This window comes from Streptomyces sp. NPDC086147 (genome assembly GCF_040702165.1).
GTDB lineage: Bacteria > Actinomycetota > Actinomycetes > Streptomycetales > Streptomycetaceae > Streptomyces.
This window is the reverse complement of record NZ_JBFBJO010000002.1, coordinates 1-20,166: the sequence shown is the minus strand read 5'-3', so window position 1 is coordinate 20,166 and position 20,166 is coordinate 1. Positions and strand designations below refer to the sequence as shown.

Annotated in this window: 18 protein-coding genes, 1 rRNA gene and 1 riboswitch; of the genes, 4 read left to right on the top strand and 15 right to left on the bottom strand. The window is 71.3% G+C overall.

What is annotated here, in order from left to right:
- Positions 1–21: 21 nt before the first annotated feature.
- Entirely contained in the window at positions 22–366 is a 345-nt protein-coding gene (locus AB0398_RS04925; RefSeq protein ID WP_366372374.1) for a hypothetical protein, read from the bottom strand.
- A gap of 149 nt (positions 367–515) precedes the next feature.
- On the opposite strand from AB0398_RS04925, the gene AB0398_RS04920 reads away from it, so the two are divergent.
- Positions 516–1,325, top strand: coding sequence for a PhzF family phenazine biosynthesis protein (locus AB0398_RS04920; protein ID WP_366372373.1), 810 nt, complete (start codon positions 516–518; stop codon positions 1,323–1,325).
- Between the two features lie 72 nt (positions 1,326–1,397).
- On the opposite strand, the gene AB0398_RS04915 is transcribed toward AB0398_RS04920, so the two are convergent.
- A complete protein-coding gene (locus tag AB0398_RS04915) occupies positions 1,398–2,180 on the bottom strand; it encodes a CPBP family intramembrane glutamic endopeptidase (RefSeq protein WP_366372997.1) in 783 nt (260 codons plus the stop codon).
- A 154-nt stretch (positions 2,181–2,334) separates the two neighbouring features.
- The gene (locus AB0398_RS04910; RefSeq protein ID WP_366372372.1) at positions 2,335–3,834 is read right to left on the bottom strand and encodes a glutamate--cysteine ligase; all 1,500 of its coding nucleotides are present in this window, start codon (positions 3,832–3,834) and stop codon (positions 2,335–2,337) included.
- A gap of 480 nt (positions 3,835–4,314) precedes the next feature.
- Between AB0398_RS04910 and AB0398_RS04905 the strand changes: the two genes are divergently transcribed.
- Both AB0398_RS04905 and AB0398_RS04900 read left to right on the top strand, forming a co-directional pair.
- Positions 4,315–4,905, top strand: a complete 591-nt coding sequence (locus AB0398_RS04905) for a hypothetical protein (RefSeq protein WP_366372371.1) — start codon at positions 4,315–4,317, stop codon at positions 4,903–4,905.
- A gap of 332 nt (positions 4,906–5,237) precedes the next feature.
- On the top strand, positions 5,238–5,444 hold the full coding sequence (locus AB0398_RS04900) for a DUF5999 family protein (RefSeq protein WP_053648929.1): 207 nt from the start codon (positions 5,238–5,240) through the stop codon (positions 5,442–5,444).
- 82 nt (positions 5,445–5,526) lie between these two features.
- On the opposite strand, the gene gcvP is transcribed toward AB0398_RS04900, so the two are convergent.
- Complete coding sequence (gene gcvP / locus AB0398_RS04895) at positions 5,527–8,412, bottom strand: aminomethyl-transferring glycine dehydrogenase (protein ID WP_366372370.1); 2,886 nt, start codon at positions 8,410–8,412, stop codon at positions 5,527–5,529.
- A gap of 178 nt (positions 8,413–8,590) precedes the next feature.
- A riboswitch (glycine riboswitch) is annotated at positions 8,591–8,690 on the bottom strand.
- 112 nt (positions 8,691–8,802) lie between these two features.
- Here gcvP and AB0398_RS04890 point away from each other — a divergent pair.
- Positions 8,803–9,177 carry a PRC-barrel domain-containing protein gene (locus AB0398_RS04890; protein ID WP_366372369.1) on the top strand — a complete coding sequence of 125 codons (375 nt, stop codon included), beginning with the start codon at positions 8,803–8,805 and terminating at the stop codon, positions 9,175–9,177.
- Positions 9,178–9,318: 141 nt separating this feature from the next.
- On the opposite strand, the gene AB0398_RS04885 is transcribed toward AB0398_RS04890, so the two are convergent.
- From AB0398_RS04885 to rrf, 11 genes are all read right to left on the bottom strand, one after another.
- Entirely contained in the window at positions 9,319–10,767 is a 1,449-nt protein-coding gene (locus tag AB0398_RS04885; RefSeq protein WP_366372368.1) for a DNA polymerase IV, read from the bottom strand.
- 55 nt (positions 10,768–10,822) lie between these two features.
- The gene (locus tag AB0398_RS04880) at positions 10,823–11,440 is read right to left on the bottom strand and encodes a MerR family transcriptional regulator (RefSeq protein WP_366372367.1); all 618 of its coding nucleotides are present in this window, start codon (positions 11,438–11,440) and stop codon (positions 10,823–10,825) included.
- A gap of 192 nt (positions 11,441–11,632) precedes the next feature.
- The gene (locus AB0398_RS04875) at positions 11,633–12,106 is read right to left on the bottom strand and encodes a bifunctional nuclease family protein (protein ID WP_017238433.1); all 474 of its coding nucleotides are present in this window, start codon (positions 12,104–12,106) and stop codon (positions 11,633–11,635) included.
- Positions 12,107–12,171: 65 nt separating this feature from the next.
- The gene (locus tag AB0398_RS04870) at positions 12,172–12,912 is read right to left on the bottom strand and encodes a MerR family transcriptional regulator (protein WP_366372366.1); all 741 of its coding nucleotides are present in this window, start codon (positions 12,910–12,912) and stop codon (positions 12,172–12,174) included.
- Between the two features lie 31 nt (positions 12,913–12,943).
- Entirely contained in the window at positions 12,944–13,885 is a 942-nt protein-coding gene (locus AB0398_RS04865; protein WP_366372996.1) for an FHA domain-containing protein, read from the bottom strand.
- Positions 13,886–13,967: 82 nt separating this feature from the next.
- Positions 13,968–14,993, bottom strand: coding sequence for a DUF881 domain-containing protein (locus AB0398_RS04860; protein ID WP_366372365.1), 1,026 nt, complete (start codon positions 14,991–14,993; stop codon positions 13,968–13,970).
- 203 nt (positions 14,994–15,196) lie between these two features.
- Positions 15,197–15,529, bottom strand: a complete 333-nt coding sequence (locus AB0398_RS04855) for a small basic family protein (RefSeq protein WP_015032176.1) — start codon at positions 15,527–15,529, stop codon at positions 15,197–15,199.
- Positions 15,526–16,452 carry a DUF881 domain-containing protein gene (locus tag AB0398_RS04850; RefSeq protein ID WP_366372364.1) on the bottom strand — a complete coding sequence of 309 codons (927 nt, stop codon included), beginning with the start codon at positions 16,450–16,452 and terminating at the stop codon, positions 15,526–15,528. The genes AB0398_RS04855 and AB0398_RS04850 overlap by 4 nt, the downstream gene beginning before the upstream one ends.
- Before the next feature lie 102 nt (positions 16,453–16,554).
- On the bottom strand, positions 16,555–19,050 hold the full coding sequence (locus AB0398_RS04845; RefSeq protein WP_366372363.1) for a mannose-1-phosphate guanyltransferase: 2,496 nt from the start codon (positions 19,048–19,050) through the stop codon (positions 16,555–16,557).
- Between the two features lie 116 nt (positions 19,051–19,166).
- The gene (locus AB0398_RS04840) at positions 19,167–19,775 is read right to left on the bottom strand and encodes a CDP-alcohol phosphatidyltransferase family protein (protein WP_125667251.1); all 609 of its coding nucleotides are present in this window, start codon (positions 19,773–19,775) and stop codon (positions 19,167–19,169) included.
- A 142-nt stretch (positions 19,776–19,917) separates the two neighbouring features.
- Positions 19,918–20,034, bottom strand: a 5S ribosomal RNA gene (gene rrf / locus AB0398_RS04835).
- Positions 20,035–20,166 lie beyond the last annotated feature (132 nt).

Genomic DNA, 20,166 nt, shown 5'->3' with positions numbered 1-20,166 from the left:
GCTCCCGGCTCCCCCGCGCGCTCACCCCGCGGCGGTGCCCCCGTTCCGGCGCGCCCGCACGGCCCGGACCAGGCGGGTGGTCCCGTACCCGAGGAGCCAGGGCAGCACCGTGATGCCGCCGATGTGGACGGCGGCGTAGCCGACGAGGTCCTCGGTGCGCTTCTGCTGGTCCAGGGGCAGGAGCATCACGGCCGCGGAGACCCCCACCGGCACCAGCGGGAGCAGCACCGACCACAGCCGCGGTCGCAGACCGGGCCGGGCCGCGCACCACGCCCCCGCGGCCCCCATCAGGAAGGGCCCGAACGGCACCCACAGCACCACCGGGTAGAGGAACAGGACCCACCGGTCGTCCGAGTACCCGAACATCGTCGAAGCCCCCCGAGGCCGCTCACGGCGGACACCCCCCGTGTCCCGTCCCGCCGTCCTCCCGACCACGACGACGCGCGGAACGACCGGTCCAGTTCTCCGCGATTGGCCTTGGCCGCCGGAAATCCGCCGCCGGTACCGTCGGCGCCATGCGCATCCGAATCGTCGACGCCTTCACCGACCGGCCCTTCTCCGGCAACCCCGCGGGAGTGCTCCTCCTCGACTCCTTCCCGGAGGACTCCTGGCTCCAGAAGGTCGCCGCCGAGGTCAACCTGTCCGAGACCGCCTTCGCCCACCCGCTGCCCGCCGGCGGCGAGGCGGACTGGGCCCTGCGCTGGTTCACGCCGGCCACCGAGGTCGACATGTGCGGCCACGCCACCCTGGCCACCGCCCACGTCCTGCACACCACCGGCACCGCGACCGGCACCGTCCGCTTCGCGGCCCGCTGCGGCCTCCTCGGCACCACCACCGAGGCCGACGGGACGATCACCATGGACTTCCCGACCTCGCCCCTCGTCCCCGTCCCCGGTCCCGACGGCCTGGCGGAGGCGCTCGGCGCCGAGGTCGTCGCCGTGCACGACACCGGGGTCCACATCGGGGACCTCGTCGTCGAGCTGCGCGACGAGGCCGCCGTCCGCTCCCTCGCCCCCGACCTCGCCGCCCTGAAGCGCATGTCCTCGCGCGGGACCATCGTGACCGCCGCGGCCGAGAAGCCGGACAGCGGCTACGACTTCGTCTCGCGCGGCTTCTTCCCGGCCGTCGGCATCGACGAGGACCCGGTGACCGGCAGCGCCCACACCGCGCTCGCCCCCTACTGGTCAGCCCGGTTCGGCCGCGACGAGCTCACCGGCCTCCAGGGCGGCGCCCGCACCGGCCTGGTCCGCACCCGCCTGCGCGGCGACCGCACCCTCCTCAACGGCCACGTGGTCACGGTCGTCGAGGGCGACCTGCACGCCTGACGACCGGCCGCGAGGACGGCGCAGGGGCGTACGGAGGATCCCGTACGCCCCTGCGGCGCGAGCGACCGCCCGTCACACGGTCGGCAGCCACCCCACCTTCCCGGCCAGCAGCCCGTATCCGACGAAGGCCACGATGTCGAGCAGCGCGTGCGCCACGACCAGCGGCCCGACCCGGCCCCAGCGGCGGTACAGCAGGACGAAGACCACGCCCATCACCACGTTGCCGATGAAGCCGCCGACGCCCTGGTAGAGGTGGTACGAGCCGCGCAGCACCGAGCTGGCCACCAGGGCGGCCATCGGCGTCCACCCCAACTGCCCCAGTCTGCGCAGCAGGTAGCCGACGACGATCACCTCCTCCACGACGGAGTTCTGGATCGCCGACAGGATGAGGACGGGGTACTTCCACCACACGTCCGGCAGCGACTCGGGCACCACCGTCAGGTTGAACCCGGTCGCCCGCGCCGCCAGGTAGAAGGCGAGTCCGGCGCTCCCGATCCCCGCCGCGACCAGCGCCCCGCGCCCGAGGTCGGGCCACGGGCGGGTGCGGTCGAAGCCGATGGCCCGCAGCCCTGCGCCCTCCCGCAGCAGGAGGTGGGCGACGAGGACGACCGGCACGAGCGCCGTGGCGATGCCGAACAGCTGCCAGGACAGGTCGAGCCAGGGCCGTCCGGGGGCGTACGAGCCGTTGAGCGTCGCCGCCTGCTCCTTCAGCGCGCCGGGCCTGGTCAGCGAGCCGATGAAGCTGATGAGGGCCGAGACCGCGCTCGCCCCGAGCGAGAGGGCGAGCACGATGAGCGTCTCGGAGCGCAGCACCGTGCGCGGCAGGCCTCCGGGGGGCGGGCAGTCGTCCCTCACTCGTTGCTCCGACACCACACCTGTCTCCACTTCACTTCCCCGACGACACGTCCCGGGCGACGCTTCCCGGGCGGACCGGACCACGACGACCCGGACCGTCTGGACATGATCGCCCATGAACCGCCCGGGGAAGGGACGGGGGCCGGGAGGCGCGTCAGTGGATGCCCACCGGCCAGGTGTGCACCGGCTCCCCCTCCCGCATGAGCGTCCGGTACCGGCGCGTCGTCGCCGCGAGCGCCGTCTTCCGGTCGAGGCCCGACTCCAGGGCCCGGTGGAAGGTGCCGACCTGCCAGGAGGCGCCGTTCACCCGCCGCAGACAGCGCTGTTCGATCACCCCGAGGTAGAGGTCGCGGTCGGCGGGTTCGATGTGCCAGGCGTCGAGCCCGGACGCGGCGAGCGGCAGCAGTTCGTCGAGGACGAGCCGTACGGCCGGCAGGGTGGCGACGCCGCCCGCGCGCCCCGGCCGGGGCCAGCGCAGCTCCGCCTCGATGCCGTGGCGGCAGGCCGTGTCGAAGTTGGCCTCGGCGTCCTCGAAGGCCATCCGCTTCCACACGGGCCGGGGCTCGTCGGCGAGCGCGCGCACCAGGCCGTAGTAGAAGGCGGCGTTCGCGATCACGTCGGTCACGGTCGGCCCGGCCGGCAGGACCCGGTTCTCGACCCGCAGGTGCGGGACGCCGTCGACCAGGCCGTACACCGGCCGGTTCCAGCGGTAGACCGTGCCGTTGTGCAGGACGAGTTCCTGGAGGCGCGGCACCCCGCCCCGGTCGAGGACGAGTAGCGGGTCCTCGTCGTCGTGGAGGGGGAGGAGGGCGGGGAAGTAGCGGAGGTTCTCCTCGAAGAGGTCGTACGCCGAGTCGATCCACCGCTCCCCGAACCAGGTGCGCGGCCGCACCCCCTGGGCCTGGAGCTCGGGCGGCCGGGTGTCGGTGGCCTGCTGGAAGAGGGGCGGGCGGGACTCCCGCCACAGTTCGCGGCCGAAGACGAAGGGCGCGTTGGCGCCGAGCGCGATCTGCACCCCGGAGACGGCCTGCGCCGCGTTCCAGACGGCGGCGAACCGGGCCGGGGTCACCTGGAGGTGGAGCTGGACCGAGGTGCAGGCGGCCTCGGGGACGATCGACTCCGAGGTGCAGCGGAGGTGTTCGACGCCGTGGATGTCGAGGATGAAGTCCTCGCCCCGTGCGGCGAGGATCTGGTCGTTGAGGAGGGCGTAGCGGTCGTTGTCCGACAGGTTCTCCGGGACCAGGTCGTGCTGTTCGAGGGTGGGCAGCACGCCGATCATGACGACGCCCGCGTCGAGCTCCGCCGCCTTGCGGTCGGCGTACCCGATTCCGGCTCCGATCTCCTCCGCGAGCCGGTCGAATACGCGCCCCTCCAGCTGGTGGGGGGCGATGTTCACTTCGAGGTTGAACATTCCGAGTTCCGTCTGGAAATCGGGGCTCGCGATCTTTTCGAGAACCGGCCCGTTCAGCATGCGGGGCAGTCCGTCGGCGCCGGTGAGATTGAGTTCGATCTCCACGCCCATGAGATTGCGCGGCCGGTCGAACCTCTTCTCCGCCAGGAGCCTCGCGAGCCCCGCCAGACATTGCTGGAGTTTCCTCCGGTACTGCTGCCGGTCGGACGGGCCGAACCCGTCGGCCACGACCTTCTCGCCCATCGAAGCGTCCTTCCCCGGGTGGGCGGCCGTCACGGCGGCCGCGCGTCACGGACCATGATGCCCACCTCTCTGATCCACAACGCCTGCGGAACGCACCTGCCGGAGGATAGGCTGGATGCAGCACTCCAACGGCACATTCCACGGGCATGGAACAGACGACATATACCAATGTCATATTGTCCCGGAATTCGGGGTCGTAATTCAGCCGACCGGCTCCTCGCGGTACGGGCAGGTGGGAGCGGTATCGTCCTCATGATTCCGCTCGGACGCCCCTCGATGACGACCTGATGACGCCTTGTCAGGAATATCGGCGACGTCTAGCGGAAACACTGTGTGAACACATGTCGTATAAACTCCGCGGACGAGGCAGAGTGTTGGCGCCCGGCCATGGCCCCATGGCCCCTCTCTGGCCCCGCCGCCGACAGCGCCGTCGTACCTGCCCACGCGTCACCGTGTCTCCTGAGCGAGAGGCGACCCACCATGCTCCGACCCTCCCCGGCCCCCGCGCCGGCCCTCCGCAGCGTCCTCGCGGCGCTCGGCTCACCGACCGCCGTCCGTGAGGCGCGCACACCCGCCCTGCGGGCCGCGCAGGGACCACTGAGCCCCGAACTCCCGCTGCCCGTACACGTGTTGGGCATCACCGGAGCCCCGGGACACCCTCCCCGCACCCGGCTCGCCGGGTGGCGCTTCCTGATCAGGAACGGGGAGCGGACGATCGCCGCCGCCGACACCATGCTCACCCCGGACGGCTGGTCCTTCTCGCACTTCTTCGAGGGGCCGTACGTCTCCGCCACGGAACGGGCCCTGCACCAGGCCGAGGGCCTGCCGGTCGCGTACCAGCCCCGGCTGCTCTCCGTACCGGAGCTCTACATGCTGACCCTCTGGCTGCACGCCGACCCGGAGACGGACGGCACCACCGTCGTCCCGGACGCCGCCGACCTGCTGGTGCCCCTGGCCCCCGCACCGCCGGGGATCGCGTCCCACCGCCCGTACCCGGTCGCCGACCTCCTGCCCGTCCTCAGCACGCGCCTCGCGCCGCCGCCCCTCCTGGGCTCGGCGGCGCCCGCCTGATCCACCGCACGCGCGCCCGCGCCCCGTGACCCGACAGGATCACGGGGCGCACTGCTGTCCGAAAAGTCCGCCCGAACGCAGCGTCCGAACACCCCGCCCTTACGGACTAGCCCGCTCGGGCCACCCCGAACCACCCGAAGGGACGGGGTGGTTGAGCTGAACCGCCCCTGCGGGTGACGCGTCCTCCCCGAAGAGGACGAGCTGCCGCGAAATCCCTGCGGAAGTCCGTCCCGGGGGCAAGACTTGGACCGGAACCGAACCGACCGCCGGGGGCGGCCATGAACGCGCAGAGCCGCAGGACATCCACTACGACGCAGCGAAAGAACCCACCCATGTGCCAGCACCAGCCCGCCTGTCCCACCGCCGACTCCGCCGACCGCGAGGCGGCCCGACTGACGGCACACCACCCGGAGCAGGGCTGGAGCCTGCTGTGCAACGGCGTCCTGCTCTTCGAGGACACCGGTGAGCTCCTGCCGGACGGGCAGATCATCGCTCCGCACCGGCCGCTCACGGCGGGCCGGGTGACGACCGCCGCCTGACGGGGCGGCGCGAAGCCCGAGGGCCGGTCCGGAGAAGAACTCTCCGGACCGGCCCTCGGCCCTCGTCGTGAAGGCCCCGGCCTCAGTGGTCGTACTCGTCCAGCGGCGGGCAGGAGCAGACCAGGTTCCGGTCGCCGAAGGCGCCGTCGATGCGGCGCACCGGCGGCCAGTACTTGTCGGCGGCCGAGACGCCCGCCGGGAAGACCGCCTCGTCACGGGTGTACGCGTGGTTCCACTCGCCGCCGAGCGCGGCCGCGGTGTGCGGGGCGTTGCGCAGCGGGTTGTCCTCCGCCGGCCACTCGCCCGCGGCGACCTTCTCGATCTCGGCCCGGATCGCGATCATCGTGTCGCAGAAGCGGTCGAGTTCGGTCAGGTCCTCGGACTCGGTCGGCTCGATCATCAGCGTGCCGGCCACCGGGAAGGACATCGTCGGCGCGTGGAAGCCGTAGTCGATGAGGCGCTTGGCGATGTCGTCGACGGTGACGCCGGTCGCCTTGGACAGCGGGCGCAGGTCCACGATGCACTCGTGGGCGACCAGACCGGCCGGACCGGTGTAGAGCACCGGGAAGTGCGGCTCCAGGCGCTTGGCGATGTAGTTCGCCGCGAGCACCGCGACCTGGGTGGCGCGCTTGAGGCCCTCGCCGCCCATCAGGCGCACGTACGACCAGGAGATCGGCAGGATGCCGGCGGAGCCCCACGGGGCGGCCGAGATCGGGCCGACGCCGGTCTCCGGGCCCGCGGTGGGCTGGAGCGGGTGGTTCGGCAGGTACGGGGCGAGGTGGGCGCGGACGCCGACCGGGCCGACGCCGGGGCCGCCGCCGCCGTGCGGGATGCAGAAGGTCTTGTGCAGGTTCAGGTGCGAGACGTCGCCGCCGAAGTGGCCGGGCTTGGCCAGGCCGACCAGGGCGTTGAGGTTGGCGCCGTCGACGTACACCTGACCGCCGGCCTCGTGGACCTCGGCGCAGATGTCCGCGACGTGCTCCTCGAACACGCCGTGCGTGGACGGGTAGGTGATCATCAGGACGGACAGCTCGTCGCGGTACTGGGCGATCTTGGCCCGCAGGTCCTCGACGTCGACCTCGCCGTCGTCGGCGGTCTTGACGACGACGACCTTCATGCCGGCCATCACGGCGGAGGCGGCGTTGGTGCCGTGCGCGGAGGACGGGATGAGGCAGACGGTGCGCTGCTCGTCGCCGTTGGCCCGGTGGTACGCGCGGACGGCGAGGAGGCCGGCCAGCTCGCCCTGCGAACCGGCGTTGGGCTGGATCGACACCTTGTCGTAGCCGGTGACCTCGGCGAGGCGCTCCTCCAGCTCGGTGATGAGCGTGACGTAGCCCTCGGCCTGCCCGACCGGGGCGAAGGGGTGCATCTGGCCGAACTCGGGCCAGGTCACCGGCTCCATCTCGGTGGTCGCGTTCAGCTTCATCGTGCAGGAGCCGAGCGGGATCATGCCGCGGTCGAGCGCGTAGTCGCGGTCCGCGAGGCGGCGCAGGTAGCGCAGCATCGAGGTCTCGGAGCGGTGCGCGTGGAAGACCGGGTGGGTCAGGTACGCGTCGGAGCGCAGCAGACCGGCGGGCAGCGCGTCCTCGGTGGCGGCGTCCAGGGCCTCGGCGTCGGCGGTGACGCCGAAGGCGGCCCAGACGGCGGCGAGCTGCTCGCGCGTGGTGGTCTCGTCGCAGGAGACCGACACGTGGTCGGCGTCGGCGCGGTAGAGGTTGACGCCGGCCTCGCGGGCGGCGGCGGCGACCGCGTCGGCCTTGCCGGGCACGCGGGCGGTGAGGGTGTCGAAGAAGACGTCCTCGGTCAGCTCGACGCCCCCGGCGCGCAGACCGGCGGCGAGGATCGCGGCGTACCGGTGGGTGCGCAGCGCGATGCCCTTGAGGCCCTCGGGGCCGTGGTAGACGGCGTACATGCCGGCCATGACGGCGAGCAGCACCTGCGCGGTACAGATGTTGCTGGTGGCCTTCTCGCGGCGGATGTGCTGCTCGCGGGTCTGGAGGGCCAGGCGGTAGGCGCGGTTGCCGTCGGCGTCGACGGAGACGCCCACGAGGCGGCCGGGCAGGGAGCGGGCGTGCTTGTCCTGGACGGCCATGTAACCGGCGTGCGGGCCGCCGAAGCCCATCGGGACGCCGAAGCGCTGGGTGGTGCCGACGGCGATGTCGGCGCCGAGCTCGCCGGGCGAGGTGAGCAGGGTGAGGGCGAGCAGGTCGGCGGCGACGGTGACGATCGCGCCGAGCTCGTGGGCCGCGTCGATCAGCGGCTTGACGTCGCGGACCGCACCGGAGGCGCCGGGGTACTGGAGGAGCACGCCGAAGACGCCGCGCTCGGCGATCTCGGCCGGGATGCCCTCGCTCAGGTCGGCGACGACGACCTCGACGCCGGTCGGCTCGGCGCGGGTCTCGATGACGGCGATCGTCTGCGGCAGGGCGTCGGCGTCGATCAGGAAGACGCCCTTCTTCACCTTGCCGACGCGGCGGGACAGCGCCATGGCCTCGGCGGCGGCGGTGCCCTCGTCGAGCAGGGAGGCGCCGGAGGTGGGCAGGCCGGTCAGGTCGGCCACCATCGTCTGGAAGTTCAGCAGGGCCTCCAGGCGGCCCTGAGAGATCTCCGGCTGGTACGGCGTGTAGGCCGTGTACCAGGCGGGGTTCTCCATCACGTTCCGGAGGATGACCGGCGGGGTGAAGGTGCCGTAGTAGCCGAGGCCGATCATCGGGGCGAGGACCTGGTTGCGGTCGGCGAGCGCGCGCAGCTCGGCGAGCACCTCGGCCTCGGTGCGCGCGGCCGGCAGGCCCAGCGCCTCGGCGTTCTTGATCACGTCCGGCACCGCGGCGGCCGTGAGCTCGTCGAGCGAGCCGTAACCGACCTGGGCGAGCATCTTGGCCCGGGCCTCGGCGTCGGGCCCGATGTGCCGCTGTTCGAAGGGGATGCCCTGCTCGAGCTCGGAGAGCGGAATGCGGTTGGCGGTCATGTACGGAGGCCTCCTGGTCGTCACGACCTGCGAGGGGCACCACGGCGCGGGTACCCGGACGGCCTCCCCCTCTGTCATCTCAACCTGAGAGTTTCACCGGCACGCCTCGCGGCACGCCGGCTTTCACCGTCGGTGAGAGCGCATGCCGTCGGACATCCGCTCTGCTTTCCAGAGTGACCTCGTCCGCGCGGTACAGGGGCCTGAGAGATTCCGGGGAGGATTTGCTCCTTCGGCGCCCACCGGAAGGTTTCTCCGGGGGACTCTCCCGCACGGGGTCGACAGCCACACCCAGCCTACCAGCGCGGTTGGCACTCCCTTCGCTCAAGTGGCCGACATCCCGGATGTGCCCTTTGGTAGGGGGTAGAGGAGTTGCGACCAGTTGGAGGGACCGTGCAGACCGACATCGATCCGCGCAGCCTGATCGGCCGCAAGGCGTACGACCGGAACGGACACAAGATCGGAACCGTCGACGAGGTGTACCTGGACGACGCGACGGGCGTCCCGGAGTGGGCCGCGGTCCGCACCGGCCTGTTCAGCCGGGACGCCTTCGTCCCCCTGGAGCCGAGCGACCTGCTCGACGACGGCCTCCACGTCCCGTTCGAACGCGCCCTCATCAAGGACGCCCCGGACTTCGGCGTGGGCCGCCACCTCTCCCCGGAGCAGGAACTCCAGCTCTACCGGCACTACAGCCTCGCGCTCCCCCCGCCCCCGACGGACGTCCCGGACAAGGACTTCGGCCGCCTGGCGGGTCAGGACGGCGGCTGACCCGGAACCGGCCCCGGCACACCCGCCCGTCGCCACGGGCGACGAGCAGGCGAGCCCCGCGGCCGAAAACGCCTCACGGCCCGCAGCCGCCGACGTCGCGACACCGCTCACGGGAGAACCCGCACCTCCCCCCACCCACCGTCACAGGTGGTGCGGGTGGGAATCCGGCCCGGCCGCCGGGCCGGGCGCACCCCCGCGGCCCGCAGCCGCCGACGGCGCGGGCACGGGCACCGCCCCCGGCACAGGGTCCCGCACCAGCGGCAACGCCTCCCCCGCCTCCAGCTCCGGATCGTCCACCGCGAACGTCCGCACCCGCCCCGGCGCCGACCCCGGCTCCTCGAACCGCACCGTGACCCGCCCGAGCCCGCTCCCCTGCACCCACCCGGCCCCGTGGACCACGTGCCGCACGTCGTGCCCGGGCGCCCAGTGCCGCTCGACAGGCCTGGCCGGCTCGGCCACCGGGGCCACCGGCACCGCAGGAACAGCGCCGGCGCCCTCTTGGTCCCGTTCCCCCACCGGCTCCGCCTGGGCGAACAGATCCTCCTGCGTGTAGTCCGCGAGCCCGCTCACCCCCACCCCGAGCAGCCGCACGCCCCCCGTGGTGTCCACGGATTCGAGCAGCCGCCCCGCCGCCTCCCGCACGACCCCGAGCGCGTCCGTCGGCCCCCGCAGCGTCTCGGAGCGGGTCAGCGTCGAGAAGTCGAACCTCCGCACCTTCAGGACGATCGTCCGCCCCGAGTGCCCCGACGCCCGCAGCCGCTCCACGCACCGCTCCGCGAGCCGTTCGACCTCGCCCCGGATCCGCACCCGGTCGTGCAGGTCCACGGCGAAGGTGTCCTCGACGGAGACGGACTTGGCGTCCCGCTCGGCCACCACGGGCCGGTCGTCGTGCCCCCGGGCCATCCGGTACAGCGAGGACCCGTGCGCCCGCCCGAGGAGCCGTACGAGTTCGTCCTCGCCCGCTTCCGCGAGGTCGGACACCGTCGTCATCCCGGCCCGCCGCAGGTGCTCCCCGGTCGCCGGCCCGACCCCGGGCAGGATCCGCACGGACTTCGGTCCGAGGAGCTCCCGCTCGGTGCCCGGCTCTATGAGGGCGAGTCCGTCGGGCTTCGCCTGCTCGGAGGCGATCTTCGCGAGCATCTTGGACCCCGCGAGCCCCACGGACCCGGTGAGCCCGGTCGTCGCGAGGATGTCGGCCCGCAGCCGCTCCCCCGCCGCCCGCGCACCGGCCGTGTCGCGGGCGACGTCCCCCGCCTCTAGGTCCACGAAGGCCTCGTCGAGGCTGAGGGGCTCCACGAGCGGGGACAGCAGCCCGAGCAGCCGCATGACCTGCTCGCTGATCGACCGGTAGAAGGCGAAGCGCGGCACGAGATAGGCCGCGTTCGGCGCGAGCCGCCGCGCCTGGCCCATCGGCATCGCCGAGTGGACTCCGAAGCGGCGCGCCTCGTACGACGCGGTGGCGACCACGCCCCGGGGCCCGAGCCCGCCCACGACCACGGGTTTTCCGCGCAGGCTGGGCTTCGCCGCCTGCTCGGCGGCGGCGAAGAACGCATCCATGTCGAGATGCAGGATCGTCGGCGCGGTTCTCACGCCTCCGATGCTCCCTCATCCCACTGACAACGCCCCGCGACGGCCCCGGGCCGGCTCAGACCGCCCGGTCCCGGCGCCGCCGGGCCAGCTCGTCGCCGGGGTTGTGCCCCACCAGCGTCTCGCCGGTGTCCACCCGCTCCCCGTGGAGCTGCGAGAGCGCCGCCTCCACGTCCCGCCAGACCACTCCGACGGCGATGCCGAAGACGCCCTGACCGCCCTGGAGCAGATCGACGACCTCGTCCGGCGAGGAGCACTCGTAGACCGTGGCCCCGTCGCTCATGAGCGTCATCCGCTCCAGGTCCCGGAAGCCCCGGGCCCGCAGGTGCTGCACCGCGGCCCGGATGTTCTGCAGGGCCACCCCGGTGTCGAGAAAACGCTTGACGATCTTCAGGACGACGACGTCACGGAAGCTGTAGAGCCGCTGCGTACCCGACCCGTAAGCGGGCCGCACGCTCGGTTCCACGAGTCCGGTGCGCGCCCAGTAGTCCAACTGGCGATAGGTGATCCCGGCGGCCGCGCACGCCGTGGGGCCGCGGTAACCGATCACCTCGTCCGCCGCGCCCGTACCGGCCTCCGTACCGAAGTCGCCCACTCTGCCGTGAAGCGGATACGGACCGTTCTCCCCGGACGCCCGTCCGAGGGAGCTGCCCGCCGTACCGTCCGCGCTGCTCATCACGCCGACCCTCCGTCCTTGACCTGCCCACACGAAGGTAGGCAGTCACTCGGGGTGCGTCAACGATCGCCACACTCGGCACGCCGAGTGATAATCACCCTGAGAGTGGTTTCCCGTGTCTCTCTCCGGGGAAAGGCTACTCGAATGCTCTGACAGCACCCCGCGAACGGCCCATGGCCGCACCGCTCGTTCTCACTGACTGTTGGTCCCGAAATCCTCCGGTGAGATCTGGTCGAGGAATTCGCGGAACTTCTCCACCTCGTCCTCCTGCTCGTCCGGAATCGCGATGCCGGCGTCGTCCAGGACACCGTCGCTGCCGAAGATCGGCGTCCCGGTCCGGAGGGCCAGCGCTATCGCGTCGGACGGCCGGGCGCTCACCTCGACGCCGCTGGCGAAGACCAGTTCGGCATAGAAGACCCCGTCACGCAGATCCGTGATGCGGACTTCGGTGAGCTCCTGTCCCACGGCCTCCAGCACGTCCTTGAACAGGTCGTGCGTCAGCGGTCGCGGAGGGGCCATCCCCTGCTGCGCGAAGGCGATCGCGGTCGCCTCCCCCGGTCCGATCCAGATGGGGAGGTAACGATCGCCTCCCACTTCACGTAGGAGCACGATCGGCTGATTGGAGGGCATTTCCACTCGGACACCCACAACGTCGAGCTCGTTCACACAGCAACCCTAGGACGTGCCCGACCGGTTTGGATAGTCGGGCCCCTCCGAGGCCGCTCACGAGGTCACTGCGAGCGGATGCCCAGGGCGATCTGCATCAGGGCCGCGTGCAGCCGCACCGACTGCGCGGCCAGTTCCATGGCGGTGGCCTCCGCATGGGCCCTGGTCTGCGGATTGCGGTGCCGGCGCAGCGGCGCGACCACCTGTTCGATCAGCCCGGCCTCGCGTTCGGCGGCCGCCTTCACGGCCCGCAGGTGGCGGGGCTCCAGGCCGAATCTCCCCAGATCCGCCACGAGCCGGGCGACGGTGACGGCCTCGGGGTCGTACCCCCCGCCCTCCGTCTCGGCGATCAGACCGTACGACTCCCACTCGGCGAGCTCGGCCTCGGTAACCTCGGCGGCGGCGAGCAGCTCGGCCCGTCCGAGCCGCGCGGCGGCCGACGGCTCCGCCTCCTGCTCCCAGGGGCCCTCCAGGAGGTCCCGTCGGCGCCCCGGGGCCGGGAGGCTGATCTCCTCGCCCCGGGCGAGGGCGTCGAGGTGCTCGCGGATGACCTTCAGCGGAAGGTAGTGGTCCCGCTGCATCCGCAGGATGCGGGCGAGCCGCTCCACGTCCTGCGGGCCGAACTTCCGGTACCCGGAGGCCGTCCGCCGGGGCTCGACGAGCCCCTCGGCCTCCAGGAACCGGATCTTGGAGATGGTCACTTCGGGAAACTCGTCGCGCAGCAGGCTCAGCACCGTGCCGATGCTGACCATGTCGCCCGCGGCGGCGGTGCCGGATCCGGCACCGCCCGTCGGTGTTCGCAGCATGGACCTTCCCTGAAGGGGGTTCCCCGAGGCGTCACACGCCCCGCTGGCTCGAATGGAAGACCAGCCGGTACTTGCCGATCTGCACCTCGTCACCGTTGGACAGGACGACCGAGTCGATCGGCTCGCGGTTGACGTACGTGCCGTTGAGGCTGCCGACGTCCGAGACGGTGAAACTGCCGTCCTGACCCCGCCGGAACTCGACATGCCGCCGGGAGACCGTGACGTCGTCCAGGAAGATGTCGCTCTGCGGGTGACGGCCGGCCGTCGTCAGCTCCCCGTCGAGGAGGAACCGGCTGCCGGAGTTCGGACCCCGGCGCACCACGAGGAGCGCGGAGCCAGGCGGCAGCGCCTCCACGGCCGCCAGCGCCTCCGGAGAGAGCGAGGGCAGCGCGGTCTGGCCGGTGACCTCGGCATCGTAGGCCTCCAGGCCCGAGATGGAGATCGTGGACGTCGTCTCCGACGCGCGCTCGGGAGCGATCCCACCGCGCAGCGGCGTGCCGCAGTGGGAGCAGAAGCGGCTGTCGGCCGCGTTGCGGTGACCGCACCTCGTACACACCGGCATGGACGCGTCCTCCTGCCGCGGCTGCCCCGCGGAGGTCTGTGTCGCATACGGGTCGGGGGAAAACCCTCCACCCGTACTTGAGGTCGATGGTTCTCCGAAACCTATGCGGGCGGCCCCGGCGGGGTCAACAGAAGACGCGCCCGGTCCGCCCGGAATGTCACCGCCCTGTCCCCCGACCTCGTCACGGAAGAGCGGGCGCTCGCCGCCCTGCTCCTCACTCTGGGCGTGGCGCGGCGCGCGGTGCCTGGCGTTGCCGCCGTCCTCGCGTGCGCTCTTGCCGAACAACTTCGCAAACAACTTCACGGGCGATTCCCCTTGACCGAAACAGACCCGCCCGTGGGGCAGGACGAACCGAGATCCATCACACCTGCCGACCCGGACACCTTCACAACGTCCGTATCCTCCGGACAGTTTCCACCACGCACCACCGTTGTGATGCGCCGACCCCCCGCAAGGCCCAGCCCTTGTCGCGGGACCCCCCTCGTACGCCTCCTCACTGCGAGGACGACTGAGCGTAGTCAGGCCGCTTCGCAGGTCGCAAGGCGTCGACGACGATCTTCGGCGACCGTTCCACCGTGACCGCGGCCTGCTCCTTCTCGAGGGTCTGCACGACACCGCCGGGGATGTTGAGCGCGGGCTCCAGATCCTCCGGCTTGCCGATGACCTTGAAGACGTACGGAGCGGCCACCTGCGTTCCATCGATCCGCATGTCGTCACCGCTGCCGGTGAAATAACTGTCCGCCACCACCCGGACACCGTTGACCTGGATCGCTTCCGCGCCCGCCGCCCGCAGCTCCTGGATGGCGTCGAGCAGCATGTCCGACTCGACGGCCCCGGTGGGGTCGCCGACGGACAGCGTGATGCCGGGGCCCTCGGCGGCGACCGTGCCGGCCAGGATGCCGAGCTGCCGCTCCTTCTCCTGGGTCTGCTTGCGCGCCTCCTCGGCCTGGTCCGAACTGGACTCCAGCTCGGAACGCTGCTTCTCCAGCCGGGCCTTCTCGTCCTCCAGGCGCTGCGTGCGGTCGTCGAGCTCGTCGAGGATCCGCACCAGGTCCTCCTGGCGCGCGCCCCGGAGGGCGCTGTTGTCACTGGTCGAGGAGACCTGAATGGCCAGACCGAGCCCGAGGCCGAACAGGAGCAGTGCGACGACGAGTTGGGCCCGGGTCACCCGGGGCGGCCACAGCGCGGAGACCAGCCTGCGCCGCCCGCCCCGCTCGTCCCGGGCGGACGGGGCCGGCGGCTCGGCGGCGAGGGGTGCCTCGGCGGGCGTTCCGGCCACCGGAGGCGCCTCGGCCGCAGGAGGAGGCGTCACGGGCTTCCGTACGCCCCGGTCCGCGCTTCCGGGCGCCGCGGGGTTTCCGGGCGCGACGGGCCTCCCGGACGCCGCGGGCGAGTCGGGAACCGCGCCGGGAGCGCCCCCGCCCGTGGGCTTCCGGTGCTGGTGGGGGTGGGCGGCGGGCGGATGCTTCTCCACCTTCCGGAAGACCTGGGTGTCCACGTCCTCGGGCACGTCGGGCATACCGGGCCTCCGGGGCGCCGCAGGTCCTCCCGGAGCCCCGGCCCCCTCGGGCTCCCCGGAAAGCCGCCGCTCCTCCGGCCCTCGGGGCCTCCGGGGGTCCTGCGGGCTCTGCGGGCCCTGCGGAGCCCGAGGGCTCCGAGGCTTCTGCGGACTCTGCGGGTCCTGGGGGTTCCGCGGGTCCTGCGGGTTCTCGCTCATCGGCCTCACGCCCGGAAGACGTGGCGCCGGATGGCGGCCGCGTTGGAGAAGATCCGGATGCCGAGGACGACGACCACACCGGTCGACAGCTGCGCGCCCACGCCCAGCTTGTCGCCGAGGAAGACGATCAGGGCGGCCACGACCACGTTGGACAGGAAGGAGACCACGAAGACCTTGTCGACGAAGATCCCGTCGAGCATGGCCCGCAGCCCGCCGAAGACCGCGTCGAGGGCGGCGACCACGGCGATCGGAAGATAGGGCTCGACCACCGCCGGAACCTCGGGGCGGACCAACAGTCCGACCACCACTCCGACGATCAAGCCCAGTACGGCGATCACGATGTGCCCTTCCCTGTGTCGGCCGTGGCCCGACCGGAGGGCGTCGCCCCGGCCCCCCTCGGCTCTGCGGTACGTACGGTCAGGCTCGGCGCGGCCGGCAGGCGCACGTCGCCCTCGGCGGAGATGCTGCTCCTGATCCCGAAGTTCTCCACCAGCGCGTGCAGGTACTGCCCGTCGGCGCTGTCCTGGAACGCGGTGCTCAGCTTCTGCCCGTTCCCGATCGCGAGGACGGTGTACGGCGGCACCAGCGGCTTGTTGTCGACCAGTACGGCGTCGCCGGCGGCCCGGATCGCGGACAGCGACGTCAGCCGCTGCCCGTTGATCGCGACCGCTTCGGCGCCCGACTCCCACAGCCCGTTGACCACGCGCTGCATGTCCCGGTCGCGGACCCGGCCCGTGTCGGCGAAGCCGCTGCTCTCCCTCGGTCCGCCGCCACCGGTGTCGGTGTCCTTGGCGTCGTCGACGACCAGCTTCACCCCGGGGCCGTGCACCGGCGTCGCCCCCGAGAGCAGCGCCACCAGCTCGGCCTGGTCGCCGCCGTACTCCTGGAGCGCCTGCCTCTGGCGCTCCCCGACCTCGGCCCGGATCCGCTCGACGTCCTGCTCCAGGCCGTCGGCCTCCGAGGACTCCGTCTCGATCCGGTCGATCAGCTCCTGCCGCTCCTTGGCGACGACCGGCGCGGAGACCCGCGCCTCGGCCGCGCCGACGGTGACCACGGCGGCCGCGAGCAGGAGGCCGGCGGCGACGCCGAGCTTCGCCCGCAGACTGCGGGGCAGCCCACCGCCCTCGGCGGCCCGCCGGGCGGTCGCCTCGGCGTACCCGTCGTCGAGGGCGTGGTCGATCACATTGTTCAGCAGCGACATGGACGCGTCCGGTCGCGGCGGTGGTGAACCGGTGCTCCGAACGGGGGGCTGCTGCGACATGCCGCACATCGTCGCACGTCGTACGGCGTACCGCCGAATGGCCCCTCCCTGCGGTGGGGAGGCACCCCGGAGGGCGCCTCCCCACCGCAGGGGTCGTCCGCGTCAGCGACCTGCGCTGTCGACCACCGCGGCCCACTCGTCGAGCAGGGCCTGCGCGGAGGTGTCGTCGGGGCCCTCCGCCCACAGATGGGTGACGGCCTCGGCGGGGTCGGGCAGCACCATCACCCAGCGCCCGTCGGCCTCGACCACGCGGACGCCGTCGGTGGTGTCGACGGAGCGGTTGCCCGCCGCCTCGACCACCTTGCGCATCACGAGCCCCTTCACGGCCCACGGGGTCGCGATGTCCCGCTTGAGGACGTGGGCCCGCGGGATGCGGGCGTCGATCTGGCTCAGCGTGAGCTGCGTCCGCGCCACGAGACCGAGCAGCCGCACGAAGGCGGCGGTCCCGTCGAAGACACTGCTGAATTCGGGCACGATGAACCCGCCGCGCCCGTCGCCGCCGAAGATCGTCGACTCCTCCCGGCCGACCCGGGTGAGGTCGTCGGGCGAGGTGGTCGTCCAGTCGACCTGGGTGCCGTGGTACGCGGCGACCTGTTCGGCGATCCGCGTGGTGGTCACCGGCAGCGCGACCCGTCCGGAACGCCGCTCGGCCGCCACCAGGTCCAGCATGACCAGGAGCGCCCGGTCGTCCTCGATGATCCGGCCCCGCTCGTCCACGAGCGAAAGACGCTCGCCGACGGGGTCGAACCGCACGCCAAACGCGGCCCGCGCCGACGCCACGATCTCCCCGAGCCGTACGAGCCCGGCCCGCCGGCTCTCGGCCGACTCCGTGGGCCTGGACTCGTCGAGACCGGGATTGATCGTCAGCGAGTCGACCTGGAGCCGCCCGAGCAGACTGGGCAGTACGAGCCCGGCGCTGCCGTTCGAGGCGTCCACGACGACCTTCAGTCCGGCCTCCGCGATCCCGGAGGTGTCGACGTTCCGCAGCAGCGACCCGGTGTACGAGTCGAAGACGCTCGCCGGGAAGGAGAGGTCCCCGATCTCGCCGGGGAAGGCCCTCCGGTACTCCTGGCGCGCGAACACCCGGTCGAGCTTGCGCTGCCCGCCCTGCGAGAGGTCGGCGCCGCGCTCGTCGAAGAACATGATGTCGACGGAGTCGGGCACGCCGGGCGAGGTCCGGATCATGATGCCGCCGGCGCTTCCGCGCGCGGTCTGCTGTCTCGCCACCGGCAGCGGTACGTTCTCCAGGTCCCGTACGTCGATGGCGCTGGCCTGCAGCGCCGAGATCACCGCCCGTTTCAGCGCACGGGCGCCCCGGGAGTGGTCACGGGCCGTGGTGACGGTCGAGCCCTTCTTCAGGGTCGTGGCGTACGCGCCCGCGAGGCGGACGGCCAGCTCGGGGGTGATCTCCACGTTGAGGATACCGGAGACACCGCGCGCTCCGAAGAGGTGGGCCTGTCCCCGGGACTCCCAGATGACCGAGGTGTTGACGAACGCGCCGGCCTCGATCGTCTTGAACGGGTACACCCGGACGTTGCCCTGCACGATCGATTCCTCACCGACCAGGCACTCGTCCCCGATGACGGCTCCGTCCTCGATCCGGGCGGCCCGCATGACGTCGGTGTTCTTGCCGATCACACAGCCGCGCAGATTGCTCTGCTGGCCGATGTAGACGTTGTCGTGGACGACGGCCTTGTGCAGGAAGGCACCGCTCTTGACGACCACGTTCGAGCCGACGACGGTGTGCTCGCGGATCTCGGCACCGGCCTCCACCTTGGCGTAGTCGCCGATGTAGAGCGGGCCCCGCAGCACGGCGTCGGGGTGCACCTCGGCACCTTCCGAGACCCAGACGCCGGGCGAGATCTCGAAGCCGTCGATGTCGACCTGGACCTTGCCCTCCAGGACGTCCGCCTGGGCCTTCACGTAGCTCTCGTGCGTGCCGACGTCCTCCCAGTAGCCCTCGGCGACATAGCCGTAGATCGGCTTGCCCTCCTTCATGAGCTGCGGGAAGACGTCCCCCGACCAGTCGACCGACGTGTCGGCCTCGACGTAGTCGAACACCTCGGGCTCCATCACGTAGATGCCCGTGTTCACGGTGTCCGAGAAGACCTGGCCCCAGGTCGGCTTCTCCAGGAAGCGTTCGACCTTGCCCTCCTCGTCGACGATGGTGATGCCGAACTCCAGCGGGTTCGGCACCCGCGTGAGGCAGACCGTGACGAGTGCGCCCTTCTCCTTGTGGAAGGCGATGAGATCGGTGAGATCGAAATCGGTGAGCGCGTCCCCCGAGATGACGAGGAAGGCGTCGTCCTTCAGCGCTTCCTCGGCGTTCTTCACGCTTCCCGCTGTACCGAGCGGCTTCTCCTCGTTGGCATAGGTGAGCTCCATCCCGAGCTCTTCGCCGTCACCGAAGTAATTTCGGACCAGAGAGGCGAGAAACTGCACGGTGACGACGGTCTCGTTGAGACCGTGCCTCTTGAGCAGTCGCAGGACGTGCTCCATGATCGGCCGGTTCACCACCGGCAGAAGAGGCTTGGGCATGCTCGAGGTCATGGGGCGAAGACGGGTTCCCTCGCCACCGGCCATCACGACGGCCTTCATGTCGGAAACGTCCTCCTTCAAGAGATGACGGTCATGCCGACTTCGCCTGTCCGCTCAGTAGCCCGCGGACGTCCTCGTTGTTGCCGGCGACGCTGCTCGACACAGAAGGAACGGGCTCAATCGGCCTCGGTATCCGTCTTCACGAGTCGACGGACCTGGACCACGTAGAGGATCCCTGCCCACCAATACAGAGTTGTACCCCATCCGGCGAAGGCCCACCCGAAAACTTCAGCGAGTGACGAAAGCCAGCCCGTTCCGTCACTGAGAAGCAGCAACGGGAACGCGTACATGAGGTTGAAAGTCGCAGCTTTCCCGAGGAAGTTGACCTGCGGCGGCGGGTAGCCGTGCCGACGGAGGATTCCCACCATGACGAGGAGCATGGCCTCGCGCGCCAGGAGGGCGGCAGTCAGCCACAGGGGAAGGATCTCCCGCCAGGTGAGGCCGACGAGGGTGGACAGGATGTACAGGCGGTCGGCGGCGGGATCGAGCAGCCGGCCGAGGCTGCTGATCTGGTTCCAGCGTCGGGCGAGTTTCCCGTCGAGATAGTCGCTGACACCACTGAGCGCCAGGACGAGAAGCGCCCATCCGTCACTCTTGGGGCCGCCGAACTCGGGGCGGAGAATCAGCCACAGAAACAGCGGCACGCCGACGAGGCGCGCCATGCTGAGAATGTTGGGGATGGTGAGGACCCGGTCGGTCTGAACGCGAGTCTCCTGGACCTCCACCCGGGGGCCTCCTGCTGGGATGGTGCCGACGTTGCCCCCCGACCCTACCGTCAGCCGACGAACCGCCGCGCACTGGGTCTCGCCGGCCCCGGAACGCAGAAAAGCCCCGCACCAGAAGGTGCGGGGCTTTCCCACAATGATTGTTCGGCGGTGTCCTACTCTCCCACAGGGTCCCCCCTGCAGTACCATCGGCGCTGAAAGGCTTAGCTTCCGGGTTCGGAATGTAACCGGGCGTTTCCCTAACGCTATGACCACCGAAACTCTATGAAGATAGACGAACTCAACCAGCACAGGGAGTTCGTTGCTTCAGAACTGACACAGTGGACGCGAGCAACTGAGGACAAGCCCTCGGCCTATTAGTACCGGTCAGCTCCACCCCTTACGGGGCTTC